Here is a 20,720-nt window from a genome sequence, read left to right as displayed (position 1 = left end):
CTATTATTGCTCAATAAGTTCTGAAAGCCATTTATTTGGTGTCGAGAATGCATACCACTGATTGAGAGCTCTACACAGATAGTATGACATCCTCAGTTTGAAATAATTGAGTAAAATACTTTTGTCTGTTCCCATTAAAGGATTTCAAAATTCTTGATCGTTGCATCTGGTCGCAGTATCTTATCCTCTCTCATCTCAGCTAGTAGCTTACCTTCTTTAACTTTAGTAACCCAATCGTGGTTAGCTAGAGCCCCCTTTCCTAGTGTCACGAGATCAGCCTTATCATCAGTGATGATTTCAGATGCTTTTAATGGATCTTCAAGTTGGCCGTTGGCAATGACAATTTTACCTGAAAATCTTTTAGCTAGTTGTACCAATGAAGGCCCATTCTCTTCGAAAGCAGGCTTCCATGCCTTATATTCAGTCACATGAATGTAATCAAGCCCGGTTTGCCCTAATCCACCGAAAATGACTTTAGCATCTGCTTCACCTCCACCCCATTTATGGATATAGTCATTGACTTTGGCTTGAGAAATTCGAATACCTACTGTAAAATTCGGTCCAACGGCTTTACGGACTGCAGATGAAACTTCAATTAAAAGCCGTACCCGATTTTCGGTCGAACCGCCATACTCATCTGATCGTTCATTAGTGTAGTCGGTCAAGAATTGATCAAGCAAGTAACCATTGGCTCCATGAATTTCAACACCATCAAACCCTACTGCTTTTGCCCGGATTGCTGATTCCACAAATCCCTGAATCACTTGTTCGATATCTTGCTTTGTTGCAGCTATCGGAGTAGGAAATTTATCAACTCCACCATAGAACGCCAAAGGATCTCCTTTAGGTTGCACTTTTGAAGGAGCTAGGTTATGGGAACTGAAGCGATTTCCTTGAGAAAGTGCTCCTGCATGCTCAAGCTGAACTATAATTGCAGCATCCGCTTCATGTACAGTATCCACGACTTTTTTCCAAGCAATAGCTTGTTCTTCATTTATCAAGCCAGGTTGGTTAAAGTAACATTGACTGTATAATTGATCTGTGTATGTTCCTTCTGTAATGACAAATCCAAAACCTCCACGAGCAAAAGACGCATAATATTCAGCCATCTGCTCCGTGGCAAGACCTTCCGGAGTAGCACTCGTACGAGTCATTGGAGCTACTCCTACACGATTTTTTAGAAAGTTATAACCAACGTTGACAGGTTCAAACAATTTATTTTTTTGTACCAATTTAACCATCCACCTTTAACAATTATGTTTATATATCTTTCAGAATATGAACATTATAAAATGAATGAAATGAACAGTAAAATTGATGTTATTGAATCTTTAGTTCATTAAAAATGAACTCACTTTAGGAGGGTATCTATGGAACTCCGCCATTTGATTACATTAAAAACTATTGTTGAAAAAGGAGGATTTAAGAAAGCAGCTGAACATCTCGGTTATGCTCAATCTTCTGTCACAACACATATTAAAGAATTGGAGGAAGAGTTCGGTAAGCCTATTTTTGATCGCTTAGGTAAACAAGTTGTGCTCACACAATACGGACATCAATTTCTGCCGTATGCTCATAAAATTATTGAGTTGTATACACAAGCACTTACTTCAAATGATGAGCCCTCGGGAAATTTGACACTAGGTATTTCGGAATCCTTAATGATCTGTCGCATCCCTTCTTTATTGGTTGAGTATGGTGAGAAATATCCGCAAGTTAACCTTTCGCTCAAATCACTTGACTACCAAGATGTCTCTCAAGCTGTTCAAAATGGTGAGATTGACCTTCTTGTTGCCTTAGAAAAAGAGGGATGGGGGGCTCCCGAACTACACTGCGAACGTTTGGTGAGAGAAAAAATGGTCCTTATTAGTCCCCCTCATGAGAAAAACCATGCAAAAGGAACTGTGTTATATACGGAACGTAGCTGCAGTTACAAATCTGTATTCAAGGATTACATCAATTATAAAAAAGTCGATGTTATGAACAGTATAGAGTTCCAAAGTATCGAAGCGATTAAGCAATGTGTGAAAAACGGACTAGGCATTTCGATGGTTCCTTACTTTTCTGTCAAAGAAGAATTAAAATCCAAAAAATTTCAAGGCGAAGAAGTTGGGTCTGACCGCCCTACAATATCCACATATTTGGCATATCACAAAGATAAGTGGATTTCACCTGCAATGAAACAGATGATTAATCTAATTCAAAAACACGCAGCTAATTGGGAATAGCTCACTTTTGAATAAAAAGAAAGTCAGCTATTAAATATAATAGCTGGCTTATTATTATGTGCATAATAGAAACTCCTTACTCAAAAAATCTTGGGATATCTACTAAAAATAAGTGTTTCATCTTTCACATTTTTGTTAAATATCAACGACGATAGAACATTTATTAGCGCTGGGGCTCAAATCCTCAGGTAAATGTATCAACTTATCTAATAGGAACAAATATACGAATCATAAAATCATCCAAGGCATATTCAAGAAAGTGGTCAACAACGCTTCAATCTAATCCGAAATGACACAATGTTCTTGTCCCTCGACATCAACTCATAGTATATGGTATCGACCGAACCATTAAAGGTTACGATGACATCAGGTCTCGCATCCATAATCTTTTCCAGATTCGCTTAGTCACTACCCAAGTCAATAATCTGGGCAGGACAGGCGTAAGGCTGTAATGTAGCAAACTCCTTCAAAGCAAAAATTATCTAATCGATCATTGAAATAAGTTCTTTCCCCTCAATCTTTTAGATAGGCAATTACATGAATAAACAAAAAAAGCCGCTGCTTTAGCGACTTTGAATGATATTATAAAACCAACGATTTAAACTCTTGAATACCTAATCTCCAGCAGAGTATCCTATGAAAAATATTTCCCTGAGTGCAGATCTTCTATTTCTTGAGAAAGTCTTTTAGTATGCGGTTTCATATAACATTGAGCTTTTTTCAAAATATCGGTATGCCCACCTAGATCATACAAAATTGTAATAGATAACACTTGTACAATATAAAGGCTCGTTTGAGTCGCCATCCATTCAAAAAAATTGAAAAACTTCTCAATTTGTTCTGTATCATCATTTTCACGAAGCAATCCTTCAACATAAGTAGCCACTTCATCACCAAAAAACACATGTCCTAGAAACTCTTGATATAAATCCAAATGTTCTATATAACAATCGTGGAATTCAGGAAAAAGTTCTAAGAATTGATTGATTAAAATACCTTTGTCCATTCTCCAAGCTCCCTACTTCCTACCTACATATACTCACTGTTCTTTTCGTTTAAAAAACATCTTGCCTACCATAAGTCCCATAGCCGATGAACAGATCAGATATCCAAAGAACAAGAAAAGTAAATAAACACCATGAAGATCTGCAGGAATCTGTTTCAAACCTTCAAACCAAGCAAAACGAAAAGGATAAAAGATGACTACCCAAATGATCAGCAAGAAAAGAAGAAAATTAATTATTTTTAGCACAATAATGATCCTTTCAAGCTTGAGTGGAAACAGTTGAATGTATATGCTTCATCTTTCATTTCGCATTACCTTACCACTGCCCGCACTATATTAGTTAGCTTATGTATTAGGGTTGATATGTTGAATCTATAAATAATTACTAATTATAACAGGAAACATTAGGAAGATGATCGTTACGGCAAAAAGAAGCCCTTTCTTTTGGTGGAACGAGCTTCTTTTTGCGTTTCACGATAACACTTTATGCTTACTGGACACCAGGCGCGTTTTCATTCGTAGTTAAATTTGATCTTTTCTTCTTTCTTGGCTGCCCTTTCCAGGACAGATATGTCCAAATCCGTAGCAAGTACTCGACAGGACCATTGCTAAATTTCTTAAGATATAGCGGACTGAGCCACAATTGAATAACGTAGACAGCAAGCGCAATAATTGCTCCGATAAACACGCCAGCACTTCCAAACAGTCCCAGGCCATATCCATAGAAAATTGTTGTACAGATTACGCTCTGCATCAGATAATTCGTCAACGAGAGACGGCCGACCGCCTCGAACCTGCCCATCAGGCTGAAACGGCGGTTTCCAGCATACAACAGCGCGAATGCGTATATGTATCCGACTGCAAGCATCGCTCCTCCAAGCGTCCCCCCGATTCCGATTCCGAGCCAACCTTCCGCACCCAATTGTGGTGCCAATACACCGTATGCTTTGAGTATCAAACCTACCGGAATCAATAATGATGCCCGGCGAAGATACATAGCTCGCATCGTTTGGGGATCGCTAAACGTGCCTATTCTGGCAGCGTGCATGCCGAGCAGGAACATCGGCACCGTCATGAGTGGTGCTAACATCAGGGCTATCAGGGCAAATGACAGCTCCAAATCCCCGCCGAATGGATCGCCGTTATTACTGAAATTCCTGATTTCCGCGTATGTGCCGTTGCCGTATACATCCTGACTTTGAATGATGTAGTTCTCCATATGAATGGACTCAATCGCCAGCGGGTTCATCGGATTAGATGCCGGGAGACCAAGTATGCCCGCTCCCACGAGTAGCAGTACCGCCCATATGAGCAGCGTTCTGGGTTTCCGATTAAGGAACATGAGCAAGAAGAAACCGAGTATACCATAAAATGTAAGGATATCCCCTTCCCACAGATAGATGATGTGCAGTAATCCGATTCCAAACAGTAGTAGAAAACGGCGTGCCAGATGACACTTTGGTCGTAAATCTCGTGATTTTAGGCTTTCCGAGAGCTTAACCATTCCAAAGCCAAACATAAATGCAAAAATCGGCATAAAACTTCCCACCACAGTGATCAGCAGGAATGAGAGGAAAGCCTGATCTGCCCCGCCAATCCCGAACAGTTGGGGTTTGCTCTGGCCATACATTCCATATTGGAAAGCCAGCATATTCGCCAGCACAATGCCGACCAAACTGAATCCACGCAGTCCATCAATGACTTGAACGCGCTTTTTTGATGTGCTCAATCAATCACCTCTGTCTATAACATAAAGATCAGATCTAAATATACGTTAAATCCTTCCATAATTTCAACATAAATTAATAAGCGAACGTTTATATTTTGATTTACTTTGACGTACCAATAAAACAAAAACAAAAAAAGTCGCTAAATTTAGCGACTTTCAGTTTGAACACCTTAAAGAGTGACAATAATCGGACCATTTTTAGTAAGAATAATGGTATGTTCTATTTGAGCTACATAGCTGTTTTTAGTAACAAAGGTCCAGCCATCTCCAGTTTGGACTACTTCTTCTTCTGAAGTTGAAATAAATGGCTCGAATGCGATAACCATACCTTCTTTTAACAATTCATCATCCGATGGATCATTATAATTATAGATGTGGTCAGGTGCTTCGTGTATTCCACGTCCAACACCATGTCCTGTAAGGTTTTTGATAACCGTTAATTCATGCTGTCTAGCAGTTTGGAATACGGCTTTCCCGATTCCGCTTTTTTTGGAGCCTGGTTTTGCCTTTTTAAGACCTGCTTCAAATGCCAGTTTAACAACGTCGCATATTTTCGTTAACACTTCTTCACCTTCGCCTACGACAAACGAGAGTCCCGTATCTGCAAAATAACTGTTCTTGGAGCCCGACACATCAATATTGACGAGGTCCCCTTCTTGAATAACCCGATCTCCCGGAATACCATGTGCCACTTCTTCATTAACACTAATACAAGTAAATCCCGGGAAATTATATTCACTTTTTGGAGCAGAAACTGCGCCAGCTTTCTCAAAAAGCTCTCCTGCCAAATCATCAAGTTCTTTAGTCGTTATGCCTGGGATGGTTCTTTGAACCAATTCATCTCGAATAGAAGCTACAATTTTGCCAATTTCCTTCAAGCCATTAAAATCTTCTTCTGTTCTTGCGATCATTTTTTTCTTACCTCACTATCTTTTATCATTAATTGATTACATAAGTGTTATCTTTGATTGCACATTAGATAATCATATCCAAAGCAGCAAAGCTTCGCAACTTTTTTATCAACATTATGAGTGTGGTTATTCTCTTGTACCTTCGTATTATTGAAGTTCAATTCTCCATCCCTTCATATATTCTGCGCCATAAGTGAGCGTATAGTTTTGAAGTAGTCCTTGTATGGTGGTTATCTGTTCTAGAATAGCGTTACTACTAGTCCTGACGATAAATACAGGCAAGATATCGTTTTCCCTGAATTGGTTGAGCAGCCATGTCAAAACTTGAAAATCGTCACGGTTTGCATTATCCAACGTTTCTTCAAATCGAAAAATGTTGTTGGGGCTTACGTTATTTTCCTGAAGGATCTTCTTAAGATACGCATGTGAATCACCTTTTACTAATTCAGATAGCTTGATCAAATATGGAGAAGTTGAATTTTGTTCATCATGTCCAAATATATCGATGTGAATCCATTTATTTAGTTCGCTGTTTACCGTCTCAGGAATTTCAAATAATCTACGATGTCTTGCAAAAACTAATGCTGGATCGATGATTTCCCTACAGTGATCTTTCATCTCCTGTTTCTTTTTATGTTGTTCACGAAATGCTTTCGGTCCTTCCGGGAAAATCTTATTAAATCGTTGATAAAAATATCTAGGTGAAGAAAAACCACTCTCAATTGATATTTCTACCAGACTTCGATCTGTCGTCAATAATTGTTTGATTGCGTGCTCAATGCGCAAGTAATGAAGCAAGTTTTGCAGCGTATCTCCTATTAATAACTTGAATTGTGATGATAAATAATCCAAATTCAAATATTCCTCTGTGTGCTTGGCGATATCATTCAAAGATGCCTTGTTAATAAAACCCCTATTATTGAATAAGTAATCATATATTCTTCCTATTCGTTGTAGCTTGGTTGGGTTCCCTTCGAACATTCTTTTCGCATCAAAATTCATAATAAGCAGGTCCAATAACTGTTCGACTGTATTCTTTAACGTTAAAAATGGCATCTCACTCTTAGTTCCAATTGGAGTTATTAACATGCATATGGCCTCAATGATTCCTTCTGCTCGTTCTAAACCTAGATATGCTCCAGGGCTAAATTCATGCGTAAACCAGACATAGGATAAATCAGGGTAATATTCCTTTGCAAATGCAGCATCGATATTTATTTGGAGGACGACATTGTTTTCATCGGTCTGCCATAGACGGTGAACTTGATTGATAATGAAGGATTGGGGCGATATGAATGAACCAAATTCAAATCACACAACAGCTTAATGCACAACAACAAGAACAAGTTGCTCCTTTATTTTACGAAGCTTTTCCATTGAAAGTAACACATCTTTGGTTTTATGCAAAAACGAAAAAACAAGCAGTAGAACTATTAGCTCAGTCTATTCAATTTGAACAGGGCATTTACGCATTAAGAAATGAAGAAGTAGTTGGATTTCTCGGTTACAATTTAGGAAAAAAAGCGTTCACACCTGCCAATTATGCAGCTTTTCGGAACGTGTACTCCCCAGTGGTAGCGACTTGGCGATTTTTATTTTATGCGTTTTATTTGAAATTTCATTTGTATCACGAACATGTATTGCATATTGACCCTATTGCCGTATCTGAAGAAGCACGTGGTCATGGCATAGGTAAATTGCTATTAATTAAGTTGGAGCAAGTCGCAAGAAATAAGCAAATTACTATAATCAATCTAGAGGTCGTCGATACGAATCCTTCAGCACAAAAATTATATGAGCGGTTCGGTTATATGCTTAAAAAAGAACTGAAATCGGGCCCGTTTACTGCCAAGGCAGGCTTCAAAAAAGTGATATTTATGCAAAAATGCTTATCGAGCACCCATTCATCAATCAAATCAGAATAAAGGAGGCCAAGCGGATCTTGTGTCCACGTTAATAACAGCAACCGTTTCTTTAAACGCTCTGATGACAACATACCGATTTCTTGCTCAACAGGCTTACCATCTTTGAATAAAATGGTTGCAGGAATGCTCATAATCTGAAAACGTGACGGGATTTCCACATTGTCATCCAAGTTAACTTTAACATCTTCCGTGTTTTCCTTAGCTTAAACATGTTCCCTCCTTTCATTAGTGTGATGGAAACATGGGAATGGATTATAAGAAGCTTAATGAGGATACTTCGACCGATACAGACGAATAGGATTACGGACAGTAGAAAACGAGCGCATCCATGTTTAGGATGCGCTCCGAACTAGCTGTTCATGGAAAAATCGCTTTTGGCCCACTCAGCGACTCTTCGACTACTTTCTTCTTCCGATAGATCTTCAATCCGAGTCAGAATAGACCACCGTACGCCAAAAGGGTCTAGTATACTTCCGAATCGATCACCAGACGCAAAGTTAATAATTTCTTCTCTTACTTTCGCCCCTCTGGATACGGCGGTTGCAATGGTTTCATCCACATTAATGACATAAATCCCTAAAGAATAACATGCATGATCTTGATCTGGGGGCAAAGCCAATTGATATGCCGAGTTTGCAGCCCCCAGCTGTAAAAAACCATTTCCAAAATCTAATTCGGCATGAACAATAATCTTATTACGATTTCCATCTGGATGCTCAGTGATATCTTTCACCCTTGCATTGAAAACAACTTTGTAGAACTCTATTGCTTCAGAAGGGTCTTTCACTGTTATAAATGGGGTAATCGATGTAACGCCGTTAGGTGTACCCTTCTTTGTATATTTTCCTGAAACTGCCTTGTGTTTTGTCTGTTCACTCATATGTCTACTCCGCCTTCCTTCTCAGTAATCCGAGATTGTCATCATTATAAAACAACTTCACTGACATCTACTGTCAGTGAAGCTGTTAAAGTTGATAGTATTCTATTAACTCGGATACAACAGCAACAAGTCTGTCCTTCACACGCAGTGGTTCGATGACTTGAATGGACTTCCCATAGGATAGGAGAAAATAGGGGACGTATGTATCAATTGATTTTTCATCAAATAAAAAGATGGCTTGATTAGAAGTCCGCTCTTTCAGATAATGTCCCATAAACCAATGCAGCCCCAAGTCATCCAATGCCTCTGATCGGCCTTCGATAACCAAGGAGATTAACCCCTCTTTGCCCCCTACATCAGGTAATAAATTTTGCAGAAAAAATTCACGGGCTGAAAAGGCTTCCGAACGATTAAAGCGGAGCGGAGTATGCTTGATTCGCAGAATACGATCTGCTCGAAAACTGCGGAATTCATTCCTCAAGTGGCAAAACGCAATGGTATACCATTTATTATTCCAGTAAACCATTCCATACGGGTCTATTACTCTATTCTTGGGTTGTTCATCGCGGCTTCTGCGATAATCAATTTCGACAGAGCAATCATTAGCCACGGCTTGCTCCAATTCCGCCAAGATCGGCTGAACGGATGGATCTCCCATGCGATTGATAACGTTAAACCCGGCTAAATGACGGCGAAGTGTGTTTTCCTGATCCTGATTTGTATACATTTTCAATTTGGATGTTGCATTGTCCAATGCCTCACTCAAAGGATATCCAGCTTCTTTTGCAAACACAGCAGCTTGGAGAAGTGCCTTTTTTTCATCGATATCAAATAACAGAGGTGCTTTGATATGCTGATTCAGCAAGCTATACCCGCCGTTGTGACCTGTATCGGAAATGATCGGTACTCCACTGGCACATAATGCATCAATATATCGATATACGGTTCTTATATTGATTTCTAACTTTTCGGACATCTGTTTTGCAGTTACTTTGGTGCCTGAATTCAGCATCCATAGAATGGCTAACATATTATCGTTCTTTGGCATAACCTGCATCCTCATCTTCAGTTCATTATTGGATATCTCTACATTATATCAGTACAACTTATTTTACATAAAACAACTGCGTTGGGCGATACTACCTAGAAATATATTCTCCGGTTTGGAGCGAAGGCCAAATGAAGCAATCCACATCTAATATTAATACCTCCGAGGTCATTATTGTAGTTATCAATTCAATACTCGGAGCTGGAATTCTAACACTCCCTCGCACAATTAGTAAAGCAGTAGGGACACCAGATGTTTGGATTTCTGTCATTTTATCAGGATTAATTGTAACCACAATCAGCATCCTCCTTGTAACGTTGTGTCGTAGATTCCCCGGTAAAACGGTATTCGAATTTATACCCGAAATCACAGGTCAGTGGATTGCTTATCTATTGGGACTTTTAATTATCGTGTATTTTGTTGTTCTTTGTTCATTCGAAGTTAGAGTCATGGCCGAAATTACAAGTATGTACATCCTTGAGCGCACGCCTACTTGGGTCACCATTATGGTCAGTTTGTGGATTGGTATTTATATGTTAACGGGTGGTCTTAAGGTCATCATCCGGGTCTTTTCAATCGTGTTGCCCGTTACGCTTGTGTTGTTAGCCCTGGTTTTCCTTTTAAGCAGCAAGATGTTTGAAATTAATAACCTCAGACCACTCCTGGGCGATGGATTCATGCCTGTGTTGAAAGGGCTTAAACCTTCGTGTCTCTCCTATTCTGGATATGAAGTTTTACTCATCATCACAGCTTACATGGTAGACGTGAAAGCAAGCTATAAAGCTGCTATATACAGCATACTTAGTTGTACGATCATATATTTGGTCACGATTGTTACCGTTGTAGGAAACTTATCTTTGCCAGGAATTCAAACACGAATGTGGCCAACGTTCGACATGGTTCGAAGTTTTGAAATTGAGGGGTTTCTTTTTGAGCGATATGAATCGCTTTTCATTGTGTTTTGGCTGATGCAGATCTTTGCAACCTATGCTTTTAAACACTATTTTGCGGCAATCGGGATCCGAGATTTGTTTCGTCTCAAAAATATTACGAGCATACAATTCGCGATGTTGCCAGTCTTATATGTAATTGCTTACTTGCCCAAAAACCTGGAGGAAACATTAGCTTTGGGTGATTTTCTTGGCAATATGTCCATTTTTTTGTTTGGCTTGTTACCCCTGCTACTGCTGATCATTAGTTTTGTTCGTAAAAAAGGCGGGAAGCAGGCTTCTAGTGAAGCACTTAAGGCAAGCTGAATGTTTGGTTCTTATTGTATGTAGACAGTAAAAAAGAAAAAAAGCCGCTAAAATAGCGACTTTAATGGGAGTATATTTTCTTCATTATTTATTAAAAGTAACCTTTTCTGTACCGCCTTCAAAAATGATGGACGTGTCCCGCGGCTTCGATTCCGCAATTTTACGGCCGCCTCTGTAGGAATAAAGTACGCCGGCTTGTTTGCGAACAGCCTCATATTCGTTCTCTGCTTCAAGTACGATGAAGTTAGCAGGTTTACCTTCTTCAATACCGTATACATCCTCAATGTGTAACGTTCTTGCGCTGTTTTTCGTAATGAGGTCGATCGAATTCACGATCTGGTCGTAACCAAGCAACTGTGAAGCATGAATCCCCATGTGCAGTACTTGCAGCATGTTGCCTGTACCGAGCGGATACCAAGGATCGAAGATGTCATCGTGACCAAAGCACACATTCAGACCTGCTTCCTGCAACTCTTTGACACGCGTCAGCCCTCTTCTTTTTGGATACGTGTCGAAGCGTCCTTGCAGGTGAATATTAACCAACGGATTGGAGACAAAGTTCAGATCAGCCATCTTCAGCAAACGGAACAATTTGTACGTATAAGCGTCATTATATGACCCCATCGCTGTTGTGTGGCTTGCCGTTGTTCGTGAACCCAGTCCACGTTCGTAAGCTTCCTTGGCAACGACTTCAACAAAACGGGATTGCTCGTCATCGATTTCATCGCAATGGATATCGATCAGACGGTCGTATTTTTCGGCCAGATCAAACGCAACTTTCATTGAATCAACGCCGTATTCCCGTGTGAATTCGAAGTGTGGAATGCCGCCGACCACGTCAACGCCCATTTTCAGTGACTCTTCCAGCAATTCTGCCCCGTTTGGATAAGAGTGAATGCCTTCCTGTGGGAAAGCAACAAGCTGAATGTCCATATATGGAGCCATTTCTTCTTTTACTTCAAGCATCGCTTTAACAGCAATCAAGCTTGGATCGGTAACGTCCACATGGGTCCGTACATGCTGGATACCTTGTGCCAATTGCCATTTCAGTGCCGTTTTGGAACGTGTTTTGACATCTTCATGTGTCAAGAAAGCCTTGCGCTCTGACCAGCGTTGGATGCCTTCGAACAGCGTTCCGCTTAGATTCCATTCCGGCTCGCCTGCAGTGAGCGTTGTATCGAGATGAATATGCGGCTCAATAAACGGTGGCAGCACAAGCGATCCGTTAACATCCAGGATCTCTTCATTCTCGGTCACTTCCAGCGATTGTGTAATTCGTTCAAACTTTCCGTCTTTCACAACGATATTCCATAGTCCTTCTTTACCCCGCAATTTTGCGTTCTGTATAATCATTTATTTTCCCCATTTCTTTGGTTTCTTTCGCAGGAACAATCAGCATCAAGACGATATAGGCCACTGCTGTACCAAGCAGTGCGTTCAATGGTGTTACGCCAGGAGCCAGTTGAGCGAATGCAACGCCGATGGCCCAAGCCACCATCGCTACCCAGTTTACATTTTTGAATGACATGTCGGCAAATGGCTTATAGTTTCTACGTTTCACAATGAAGTAATCTGCGATAATAATAGCCCCGATCGATGGTACCGCAGCGCCCAGTACGTTTAGGAAGCTGACGAAGTTGTTGTACATCCACATGGCGAATACGGTACCCACGATACCGTTTACGACGACGAAGAATTTCTTTGAGATTTTGGTGATGTTCGCAAAACCAAGACCCGAAGCGTACAGTGCATTATCATTGGTCGTCCAGATATTCAGGCCCAGAACGATAATTGCCGGGATGATCAATCCTTGCAGGAACATGACCTCCGAGATATCAGCCAGGTTATAAGCCATCGCACCAACTGCACCGAACAGAAACATGAGTGAGTTACCCAGGAAGAATGCAATCACTGTTGCGGTAACTGCCTGTTTCGATGTTCGGGAAAACCGGGCAAAATCGGGTGTCAGCGTTCCGCCGCTTATGAATGATCCAATACAGATCGTTAATGCCGCCGCCGCGGTAAGCGACTGTGTTGGCGTGTATTCTAGCAACCCTTGCAGACCTCCCAGCGAACCTGCACCTTCGAACATGGAGTAACCACCGAGAATCGCAATCGCAGGAACCGCGATATATCCGAGAATGACGAGTGACTTCATACCAAAGATAGCTGATGCTGTCATGGCAAGTCCGAACACGATAATCAACAGGTACACGTTCCAGTCCATGGCTTTGGCGACTGGAATCGCGAACATGGCTACGCCTACTCCGAACCATCCGACCTGTGTGAAGCCTAGCAGGAATGAAGGCAGATACGACCCTTTCGCACCGAACGCATATTTAGCGAGCAAATGTGTCGACAGGCCCGTTTTGGCAGCGATATGTGCCAGTGCCCCTGTGTAGATACCGAGCACCAGATTACCCGCAAGCACGATGCCAATGAACTCCATGAACGTCAAGCTTACTCCCAACGTGCCTCCTGCCAGCATGCTTGCTGAGAAAAATGTGAAACCGAGCATGACGGATAACGTCTTCCAAAAGTGGTTTCTTTGCGATTTCGGCACAGCTTGCCATGAAAACTCTTGATCTTGTTTGCTCATCAGAATACCCCCAACGTAAAGTGTATCTGATACCAAAAAAAGCAGAAAAAAGAGGCTACTCGTCAAGTTATACACTGACAAGTAGCCTCTTTTTGCATCATAATCCGCGCGAAGACACAGAGCATCCCATGACGGGATAAGCCCTGATTCTCGCGTGATTATGAAATCCGCTGCCCTTGCCAGCCTCTCTGGACTGAATTAAAGGTACCAGTATTCAATTACATACTATTATTTTGGAAAAACCTGCAGTTGTCAATGTCATTATTATCCATAGGTTATTAATTCCTTATACAGCAAGCTGTTTTTGATCACGCATACTCCGATGACAACACACCTGCGGATTGAAAACAAAGCAACGAACAAATAGATGCACGCATTGACATTTGTACAAATAAATTCACTGCGTTTTTTTCATTGTAAGCCGCTGAAAAGGCACCTATAATTACGTTGTAATTGATAATGGTTATCAATGAGAAAAAGAGAACTCAGGGGGAAACAATGATGAACAGTACAATTAAGAAACACCTATTCATATGGGGAGCATGCTTCCTTCTTCTATCCGTCCTTGCAGCATGCAGCCGTTCGGAAAGCGCCCCTTCACAAGAAGCTGTGAAGATCAACGAACAAACGACAAAAAGCTATACAACCCAAACAGGCGAAGTGATTGAAATACCCACTCAGCCGCAACGGGTGATCTATCTTGGTTCAACACTTGGAGATCTCCTGGCCATGGATATTTCCGTCGTTGGAGCCAATCTGATTCATGCTTCCGAAAGCTATATTGTAGACCGATTAGAAGGTATTGATGATGTCGGAAATCCTGGTGATTTGGAGGCAATAACAGCCTTGCAGCCTGACTTGATTTTGAATGGTTATAACCAAGATGCTGACCGAAACACCGCTTTTTCGAAGATTGCGCCTACCATTCCGTTCAACTCGGCGTTACCATTTACGGAACGCGTACGCGAACTTGGCAACATTTTTGGCAAACAGGATGAGGCAGAGCAATGGATCAGCAGATTTGATACAAAAGCGGAAGCGATGTGGGACAAGCTGAATGTGGCAGAGGGCGAGACAGCGACCATCTTCTTGCAGTTGGGTAAACAGCTCTATGTGATGGGCAATCGTTCATTGGGTGTAGTCTTGTATCAAGAGCACGGATTTGCAATTCCACCAGCAATTCAGCAAAACATTATCGACAAGGAGCTAACATTCGTCGAACTTTCGGAAGAACTAATGCCGGACTATGCAGGAGATCATCTCTTTGTCCTAACGCTGGATAATGACGAAAGTCGAGCTGAATCTGATCGGTTGTTACAGAGCACACTATGGAAAACATTGCCGGCCGTTCAGCAAGGACACGTTTACAAAGCATCAGCCGATTGGAATACCGACAACCTACTGGCACTGGAGCAATTGCTTGATGAACTACCGAAATGGATGAATCAATAATATCGCATAGATAACGTCAAAAATCCTCCAACCTCTTTGGTTATGGAGGATTTTTGGATTCTGTAAACTTCAGCATCGTGTACTAAGGTCTGCAACGAAACATTCTCTAACGTGTAAAATGTGGTAAACTAGTAATTGAGAATTATTATCACTAGATCGGAGTGCTCCAGAATGCAAATGGCTTCCCTATACATCCAACTGCAGCAGCATGATCTGCTTCAGCTCACACCACTGCAGGAAACCAATCATCATAATCCATCAACCAAGAGCAAGGCTGCCAATGAATATACATTGCTTATTGCTCTGGATCATGGAATTCGGCTGTTAACAAACAACATCTCCCAAGATCTGAGCCAAGGCAGTTGTATTCTGCTCCCTACTCAGCAATCCTACATTCTCAAAACGATAAAAGAGCAAGCGCATGTAGCCCGGTTGACCTTTCTTTCTTTTCAAGTGGATCAGTTGACTCTGCTTCCGGCTTGCCCTCCTCTTATTCTGGGATTTCCTTACAGGCTGTCTCTTTCTACTATAAAACTTGCGTTGGCAAGTGAAGACTGGATTTCTCCGCTGCCTTTGCAATCCAACAAGCAAAATCGGTTGCAGGAGAAGAAATTTACGCCTACGCATCATTCAAAATTAGCAGTTACTCAGTCCCGGCTGCAACTGATACTTGGCCTGATGGCTCAGCTAGAAAGCGCTCCTCCGCCAGTGCAAAATGATCAAGCGGTACAGCGTACACTCAGCTATATGGAGCAGCACTACAACGAAGATCTGACCGTAGAGCTTTTGGCGGAAATGGCCGGCATGGTTCGATGGCAATATAGCAAATTGTTTAAAGTGATTACTGGCAAGAAGCCGACGGACTACCTAACAGAGCTTAGGGTCCAACACGCTAAAAGACTACTGTCCAGTTCTACCGAGACCTTACGTGAAATATCCCGACAAGTCGGTTTTAAGGATGAGTATTATTTCAGTCGACGCTTTCATCAGCTCACAGGACACCCTCCCCGGGAATACGCCAATATACTAAGACGTACCAGGCAAAGAACGATCACCGATTCCCTCGGCAGGCAGATTTCCCTCCCTGATGTGGCTATACGAATCGTGGCCACAGGTACCAATACCCTTGGTGAGTTGCTTGCTATCGGTATCCGTCCAGTCGGTGCGGGTATAACTACAATGAAATCACAAGTCATATATCGAAACAAACTGCATCACATCCCCGACATTGGACTGCAAGCCGCACCGGAACAAGTCTCCCTGCTGAAGCCTGATCTTATACTGTTAGGCAACTATAGTGAGCAGCAGTTACCTCGACTGGATGCCATTGCACCTACCATCGTTTATCGCGAATCAACCAGCACTTTTGAGCGTCTTCGTTATATTGCGGATCTTTTCGGTCGAAGCAGAACGGCTGAACAGTGGATCGACCGCTATGAGGAAAGTGTCAGGAGGATACGGCGACAATTGGCGGATGATTATATTGCAGGAGAACGAGCAACTGTCTATCTGGTGCTGGGTAAGAACATATATGTTATGGGACAGACGGGATTTGCCGCTACCGTGTATGAATCACTTGGCTTTCGACCCACTGAATCCGTAAATCAACTGATCATTAATGGCAGACCTTGGATACAAATTGATTACAATAAAATCACACAATACGGTGGAGACCGAAACTTCGTGATGGTACCTCAGGAGGAGATGAATGTAAATATACCTTCTCCGCTACAAAGTTTGGTTGGCATGTTGGCACCCAGTAAAGTACATATAGTAGAAGCTGGCTGGAACTACGATGATCCCCTTACCCGTGAGAGGTTATTGACGATTCTACCCTCTATTTTTGCTAAGGATGGACTCACACCTCCGCTAGTAAATGAAAAAAAATAAACCGTGAAGCACGGTTTATTTTTTCAAAACATTTTCTCCATCTTACGATATGTGTCCAAAAACCTCTGGTAATACTCTTTCGTATTCCTTATATAAAACATAACGATTAACACCTCTGGAAGAGTTAAGTGCTTCATGCGCGTGCTGAATAGCGATATCATGGTTTTCTGCTTTAAATTCAATACCCGCGAGCAATGTTGATCGCATCCACTGTTTTTTAATGGATTGAAGTCTTTCACGCGCATCTTCACTTTTCCCGTCTTCCAAGAGTAGAATGGTTTCGTAATATGTACGGTAGTCCGATAAGCCGATATGAGGTACAGCTTGCCGAATGGCAAACATATCCTTGCGATATAATCCGTAAGCTGCCTTGAACTGTGCTTGTGTTGTTCTTCGCTTATATTTCTGCATAATTTGCTCCATAACTAGTTCTACCTCATCATCAAGTCTGTTTGCAAGAACATAAATAATGTATGTCCCATACAACCAAATAAAACCCGAATTCCCCCCAAGATTTACTCATATGTATCTCCTTCGAATAGAAAAATAACCAGCAAATCTATATTATATCAAATTTAATTCCTCTTTTTGTATAATATTAGGGAACAAAAATCACGAAGAATACTCTATCTGTCGCAAAATCAAGCCTGACTAGATTTACTGATACAACAAAAAAGCCGCTATATTAGCGACTTTCAGTTGAAATAATTGAATTTATTATTGTGCACGTAATAGTTCTTCAAAAACTTTTATGTTCGTGTCAAAATCAGGAACGGTAAGAGTTTCTTCAGCAGATTTGACCAGTTTTACAACTAAATCATTATAAGGTGTCGCAATTCCGGTACCTTCTGCCCTGATTGAAACAACCCCGTTAATATAATCAATCTCCGTTTTGCGGTTTTTCTCTAGATCTTGAAGCATGCTTGCTTTGAGCAGTCTGGAGGGCTCCATCACGTAACGTAATGTTTTCACCCGTTCAGGGATATCTTCTTCGCTGTTCAGTTCGAGTGAAGCGATGTCGAATCCATTCATTTTAACCAAGGTAACCCCATTGGCGCGAGCAACTTTAATCGTCTCGTCCGCAATATGAGCTGCACTCACAATGCCGGCTTCATGATCGATAATGTCTCCGTATTCCCCATTCAATGCAGCCGATAAACCACTAAATGCATTGTTGATCAGCAATTTGGACCATTTGGTTCCAACCAGGTTATCGGAAATATGAGTTCCACCCACAAGGTCCAACACCGATTTTACGCGTTGAATTCGTTCGGTAATTTCACCATTTAATTCGCCAATCTGAAAAGCATACTGCTTAAATTGAGTGTACTCGGTAGTCAGACTTGATACACCTGGTTCAATGAACGTAGCGCCGAATTCAACGGAGCCAGCAATGACACGTTTTTCACCCACAATGGACGCCACTTTTTCTTCCGGAATCCCGTTCTGCAACGAACACACCATACTTTCTTCTTTCAAGAATGGAAGTAATTCCTGAAGAATGGAATCGTTGTAGAGTTGTTTGGTTAAAAGTAAAACAAGGTCATACTGTCCTGATTTCTGATCAGGAGTAATTGCTTTTACTTTGGCCTGAAACTCTGTGGTACCCGTCACTTTAGCACCCGTCTGATTTAAAGCATCTACATGTTCTTGATATGCATCAATTAACTCAACGTCAAGTCCACCATCCGCAAGGTATGCACCCACGATGGTTCCCAAAGATCCTGCTCCTACAATTGCAATTCTCATTTTATTTTTCCTCCTTATTTCTCTTCCAGGTAGTTATATACAGGTTGTGCTGCGTTTAAGGTTAGGTTGGTAAGGATATGAGAAGCGGACAACACTTCCAGCACAGGCAGATCTGCAAGAGGTGCCAACGCATGTTCGAACAGTTGAAGCCGGGCAGGTCCTGTCCAGGCCTCCTTCACTTCGATGTCCGTAATTTGAGTACGGATCAGATCACATATTCTTAAATTCCCGGTATAGTCGGTAGCAATCTTAATCATAAAATTAGGTCGGCATATTTCACGTTTCGCGAACTCTTTATCCAACTCCACATGTTTATAGCCCATCGTTGCCGTGGCTACACGCAGCGTTCCATAATCAAGTGTGCCAACAAGTGTATCCGAATCGGTATACAACTTGGGTGCGCCCAGCTTTTTCGGATAGGCCGTGAGCTCTCGACCACTCGCAATCGCGGGGAAATTGTCTACGTACATCGAATGCACATAATCGCCTTCCTCCCCATTGAATTGCACAGGAATGACTTGTCCAGCTTCTGTATATGCACCCAGTCCAGAAACATCTGGCATCCACATCACTTCGAATTTAACCAAAGGTTCCGTAATTGCCAGAGGCTCTGGTACGGCTGCCCGCAACGCTTTTTCATCGGTCCGGTAAATAATATTCAAATATTCACGATTCACGAATTTGTACGGTGGCATTGGATATGCCGGAGCTGTTAGGGGTGTATTCAGATTTTTAGCTATGTTATTCACATCGATTTTCATCAAAGACACCTACCTTATGTTTTGGTTCTATATAAGTTGAATTAAAGATTATTTACACTGACACTACGATGACAGAACAACCTTCCAATCGCTGTTATCCCCAGATTTTTCGATTCCCTTTTCTAAAGGTGAAAATCCGTTGATAGCTTATGCTTCCGATGCAGCTTTCTTTCAGAAAGCTTTTAGGAGAACGCTTCGCTTTTTCAGGTTTTTTCTGTCCTCTCCGTTATTGTGTAAATGATTAGTTCAACTTATATAGTCAGGTTTTTGTTATTTAAAATTTGATCTGTATCTCATAAAAAAATTCTACATCAATATTTAAATTTAATATAATACATAATAAGTACTATATATATTTATCAGAATAAATAAGGAGTGCAGATAAATGGAATTGCTTCAGCTCAAATACTTTCAGACCGTTGCCTATACTGAACATATCTCCAAGGCAGCTGCCCAATTGAATATTGCTCAACCTTCCCTAAGCTTAACGATTAAAAGACTTGAGGATGAACTGGGTACCCCCTTATTCCACAGGAGAGGACGAAACATTCAATTGAATTCCTCAGGTGAAATTTTATTGAAACATGTGAACAGGATTTTTATTGAAATTGAAAATGCAGAAATGGAGATTAAAGCGGAGGAACAGCAAATTTCCAATACAATCAGGATCTCGATTACGAATACTCGGTTCCTCACAGGTCTCATTAGTGACTATATCAACGGTTCCCCTGAAACCAAGCTTCATCAGGGTATTGGGACCCGCAGTGAAATTATTACAGGTTTGAAGAAAGGTGACATGCATCTGGGCATTACGGGGCATCCGATTCAGGATGAGGAGATTGAGAGTGTTGTTCTTGTTGAGGAAGACATTGTTCTTGTTGTGCCCACGGATCATGCATACGGCGGAGAAACAAGCATTTCATTAAGTGTTGTTGCAAATGAGCCCTTTATTTCCCTTGCCGATAATAAGGAGTACAGCCGCTTTACAACTATGCTCTGTGAAAAAGCAGGTTTCCTTCCCAATCATGCATTTGAGGTCGATTCTCATACCCTGCTTGAAATTATCAGCCTTAATCAAGGTGTTGCATTAATTCCGATCTCCGTATGTAGAGCACTGGGGTTACGTTATGTAAAAATTGCTGATGATTCAGCCATATATCCCATTAGCCTATCCTGGGTCAAACAAAAATGGTTATCTCCTGCTGTTGGAGAATTTCGTGATTTTATTACTTCGTACTATGAAGACCATGCTGGATTGTTTAAAGTGGAGTAGGATTTCTTGATAC

The 20,720-nt window shown here is 41.3% G+C and carries 19 protein-coding genes; 6 read left to right on the top strand and 13 right to left on the bottom strand.

Annotated elements, in window-relative coordinates:
• Positions 1-134: 134 nt before the first annotated feature.
• Complete coding sequence (locus tag MHI52_RS15655; protein ID WP_405159343.1) at positions 135-1,232, bottom strand: NADH:flavin oxidoreductase; 1,098 nt, start codon at positions 1,230-1,232, stop codon at positions 135-137.
• Between the two features lie 138 nt (positions 1,233-1,370).
• Here MHI52_RS15655 and MHI52_RS15650 point away from each other — a divergent pair, with 138 nt between their 5' ends.
• Positions 1,371-2,228 carry a LysR family transcriptional regulator gene (locus tag MHI52_RS15650; RefSeq protein ID WP_036615694.1) on the top strand — a complete coding sequence of 286 codons (858 nt, stop codon included), beginning with the start codon at positions 1,371-1,373 and terminating at the stop codon, positions 2,226-2,228.
• Between the two features lie 634 nt (positions 2,229-2,862).
• Here MHI52_RS15650 and MHI52_RS15645 read toward each other — a convergent pair.
• The 4 genes from MHI52_RS15645 to MHI52_RS15630 form a co-directional block, all read right to left on the bottom strand.
• A complete protein-coding gene (locus MHI52_RS15645; protein WP_076253103.1) occupies positions 2,863-3,234 on the bottom strand; it encodes a hypothetical protein in 372 nt (123 codons plus the stop codon).
• Positions 3,235-3,724: 490 nt separating this feature from the next.
• Positions 3,725-4,963 (bottom strand): DUF418 domain-containing protein, encoded by a 1,239-nt coding sequence (locus MHI52_RS15640; protein WP_076253102.1) that lies wholly within the window; start codon positions 4,961-4,963, stop codon positions 3,725-3,727.
• 170 nt (positions 4,964-5,133) lie between these two features.
• The gene (gene map, locus MHI52_RS15635) at positions 5,134-5,874 is read right to left on the bottom strand and encodes a type I methionyl aminopeptidase (RefSeq protein WP_036671233.1); all 741 of its coding nucleotides are present in this window, start codon (positions 5,872-5,874) and stop codon (positions 5,134-5,136) included.
• Positions 5,875-6,021: 147 nt separating this feature from the next.
• The gene (locus MHI52_RS15630; RefSeq protein ID WP_076253101.1) at positions 6,022-6,963 is read right to left on the bottom strand and encodes a helix-turn-helix transcriptional regulator; all 942 of its coding nucleotides are present in this window, start codon (positions 6,961-6,963) and stop codon (positions 6,022-6,024) included.
• 206 nt (positions 6,964-7,169) lie between these two features.
• On the opposite strand from MHI52_RS15630, the gene MHI52_RS15625 reads away from it, so the two are divergent.
• Positions 7,170-7,799, top strand: a complete 630-nt coding sequence (locus tag MHI52_RS15625; protein WP_076253100.1) for a GNAT family N-acetyltransferase — start codon at positions 7,170-7,172, stop codon at positions 7,797-7,799.
• On the opposite strand, the gene MHI52_RS15620 is transcribed toward MHI52_RS15625, so the two are convergent.
• The 3 genes from MHI52_RS15620 to MHI52_RS15610 form a co-directional block, all read right to left on the bottom strand.
• Positions 7,682-7,969 carry a thioredoxin family protein gene (locus tag MHI52_RS15620; RefSeq protein WP_143781282.1) on the bottom strand — a complete coding sequence of 96 codons (288 nt, stop codon included), beginning with the start codon at positions 7,967-7,969 and terminating at the stop codon, positions 7,682-7,684. The two genes, MHI52_RS15625 and MHI52_RS15620, sit on opposite strands and share 118 nt — an antisense overlap.
• Positions 7,970-8,148: 179 nt before the next feature.
• Positions 8,149-8,679, bottom strand: coding sequence for a glyoxalase/bleomycin resistance/extradiol dioxygenase family protein (locus MHI52_RS15615; protein ID WP_076253099.1), 531 nt, complete (start codon positions 8,677-8,679; stop codon positions 8,149-8,151).
• A gap of 85 nt (positions 8,680-8,764) precedes the next feature.
• The gene (locus tag MHI52_RS15610) at positions 8,765-9,727 is read right to left on the bottom strand and encodes a YafY family protein (protein ID WP_076253098.1); all 963 of its coding nucleotides are present in this window, start codon (positions 9,725-9,727) and stop codon (positions 8,765-8,767) included.
• Positions 9,728-9,858: 131 nt separating this feature from the next.
• Between MHI52_RS15610 and MHI52_RS15605 the strand changes: the two genes are divergently transcribed.
• A complete protein-coding gene (locus MHI52_RS15605; RefSeq protein WP_076253097.1) occupies positions 9,859-10,983 on the top strand; it encodes a GerAB/ArcD/ProY family transporter in 1,125 nt (374 codons plus the stop codon).
• Between the two features lie 84 nt (positions 10,984-11,067).
• Here the strand turns inward: MHI52_RS15605 and MHI52_RS15600 are convergent, their stop codons facing one another.
• Complete coding sequence (locus MHI52_RS15600; RefSeq protein WP_076253096.1) at positions 11,068-12,336, bottom strand: cytosine deaminase; 1,269 nt, start codon at positions 12,334-12,336, stop codon at positions 11,068-11,070.
• A complete protein-coding gene (gene codB, locus MHI52_RS15595) occupies positions 12,305-13,582 on the bottom strand; it encodes a cytosine permease (protein WP_076253095.1) in 1,278 nt (425 codons plus the stop codon). The genes MHI52_RS15600 and codB overlap by 32 nt, the downstream gene beginning before the upstream one ends.
• 498 nt (positions 13,583-14,080) lie before the next feature.
• On the opposite strand from codB, the gene MHI52_RS15590 reads away from it, so the two are divergent.
• On the top strand, positions 14,081-15,034 hold the full coding sequence (locus MHI52_RS15590) for an ABC transporter substrate-binding protein (protein ID WP_340030358.1): 954 nt from the start codon (positions 14,081-14,083) through the stop codon (positions 15,032-15,034).
• A gap of 171 nt (positions 15,035-15,205) precedes the next feature.
• The gene (locus MHI52_RS15585; RefSeq protein ID WP_076253093.1) at positions 15,206-16,924 is read left to right on the top strand and encodes an AraC family transcriptional regulator; all 1,719 of its coding nucleotides are present in this window, start codon (positions 15,206-15,208) and stop codon (positions 16,922-16,924) included.
• Between the two features lie 42 nt (positions 16,925-16,966).
• On the opposite strand, the gene MHI52_RS15580 is transcribed toward MHI52_RS15585, so the two are convergent.
• The 3 genes from MHI52_RS15580 to MHI52_RS15570 all read right to left on the bottom strand — a co-directional run bounded on the left by MHI52_RS15580 (position 16,967) and on the right by MHI52_RS15570 (position 19,434).
• Positions 16,967-17,347: a hypothetical protein gene (locus tag MHI52_RS15580; RefSeq protein WP_405159342.1), complete on the bottom strand. Its 381-nt coding sequence runs from the start codon at positions 17,345-17,347 to the stop codon at positions 16,967-16,969.
• 294 nt (positions 17,348-17,641) lie between these two features.
• Positions 17,642-18,673 carry a 2-dehydropantoate 2-reductase gene (locus MHI52_RS15575; RefSeq protein WP_340982516.1) on the bottom strand — a complete coding sequence of 344 codons (1,032 nt, stop codon included), beginning with the start codon at positions 18,671-18,673 and terminating at the stop codon, positions 17,642-17,644.
• Positions 18,674-18,687: 14 nt separating this feature from the next.
• Positions 18,688-19,434, bottom strand: a complete 747-nt coding sequence (locus MHI52_RS15570) for an acetoacetate decarboxylase (protein ID WP_340982517.1) — start codon at positions 19,432-19,434, stop codon at positions 18,688-18,690.
• 385 nt (positions 19,435-19,819) lie between these two features.
• Between MHI52_RS15570 and MHI52_RS15565 the strand changes: the two genes are divergently transcribed.
• Positions 19,820-20,707 (top strand): LysR family transcriptional regulator, encoded by an 888-nt coding sequence (locus tag MHI52_RS15565; protein WP_340982518.1) that lies wholly within the window; start codon positions 19,820-19,822, stop codon positions 20,705-20,707.
• Positions 20,708-20,720: the final 13 nt, after the last annotated feature.

The sequence above is a fragment of the Paenibacillus sp. FSL H8-0283 genome (genome assembly GCF_045040675.1).
Lineage (GTDB): Bacteria > Bacillota > Bacilli > Paenibacillales > Paenibacillaceae > Paenibacillus > Paenibacillus amylolyticus.
The sequence above is the reverse complement of the archived record's forward strand: the minus strand, read 5'-3'. Positions and strand labels throughout refer to the sequence as shown.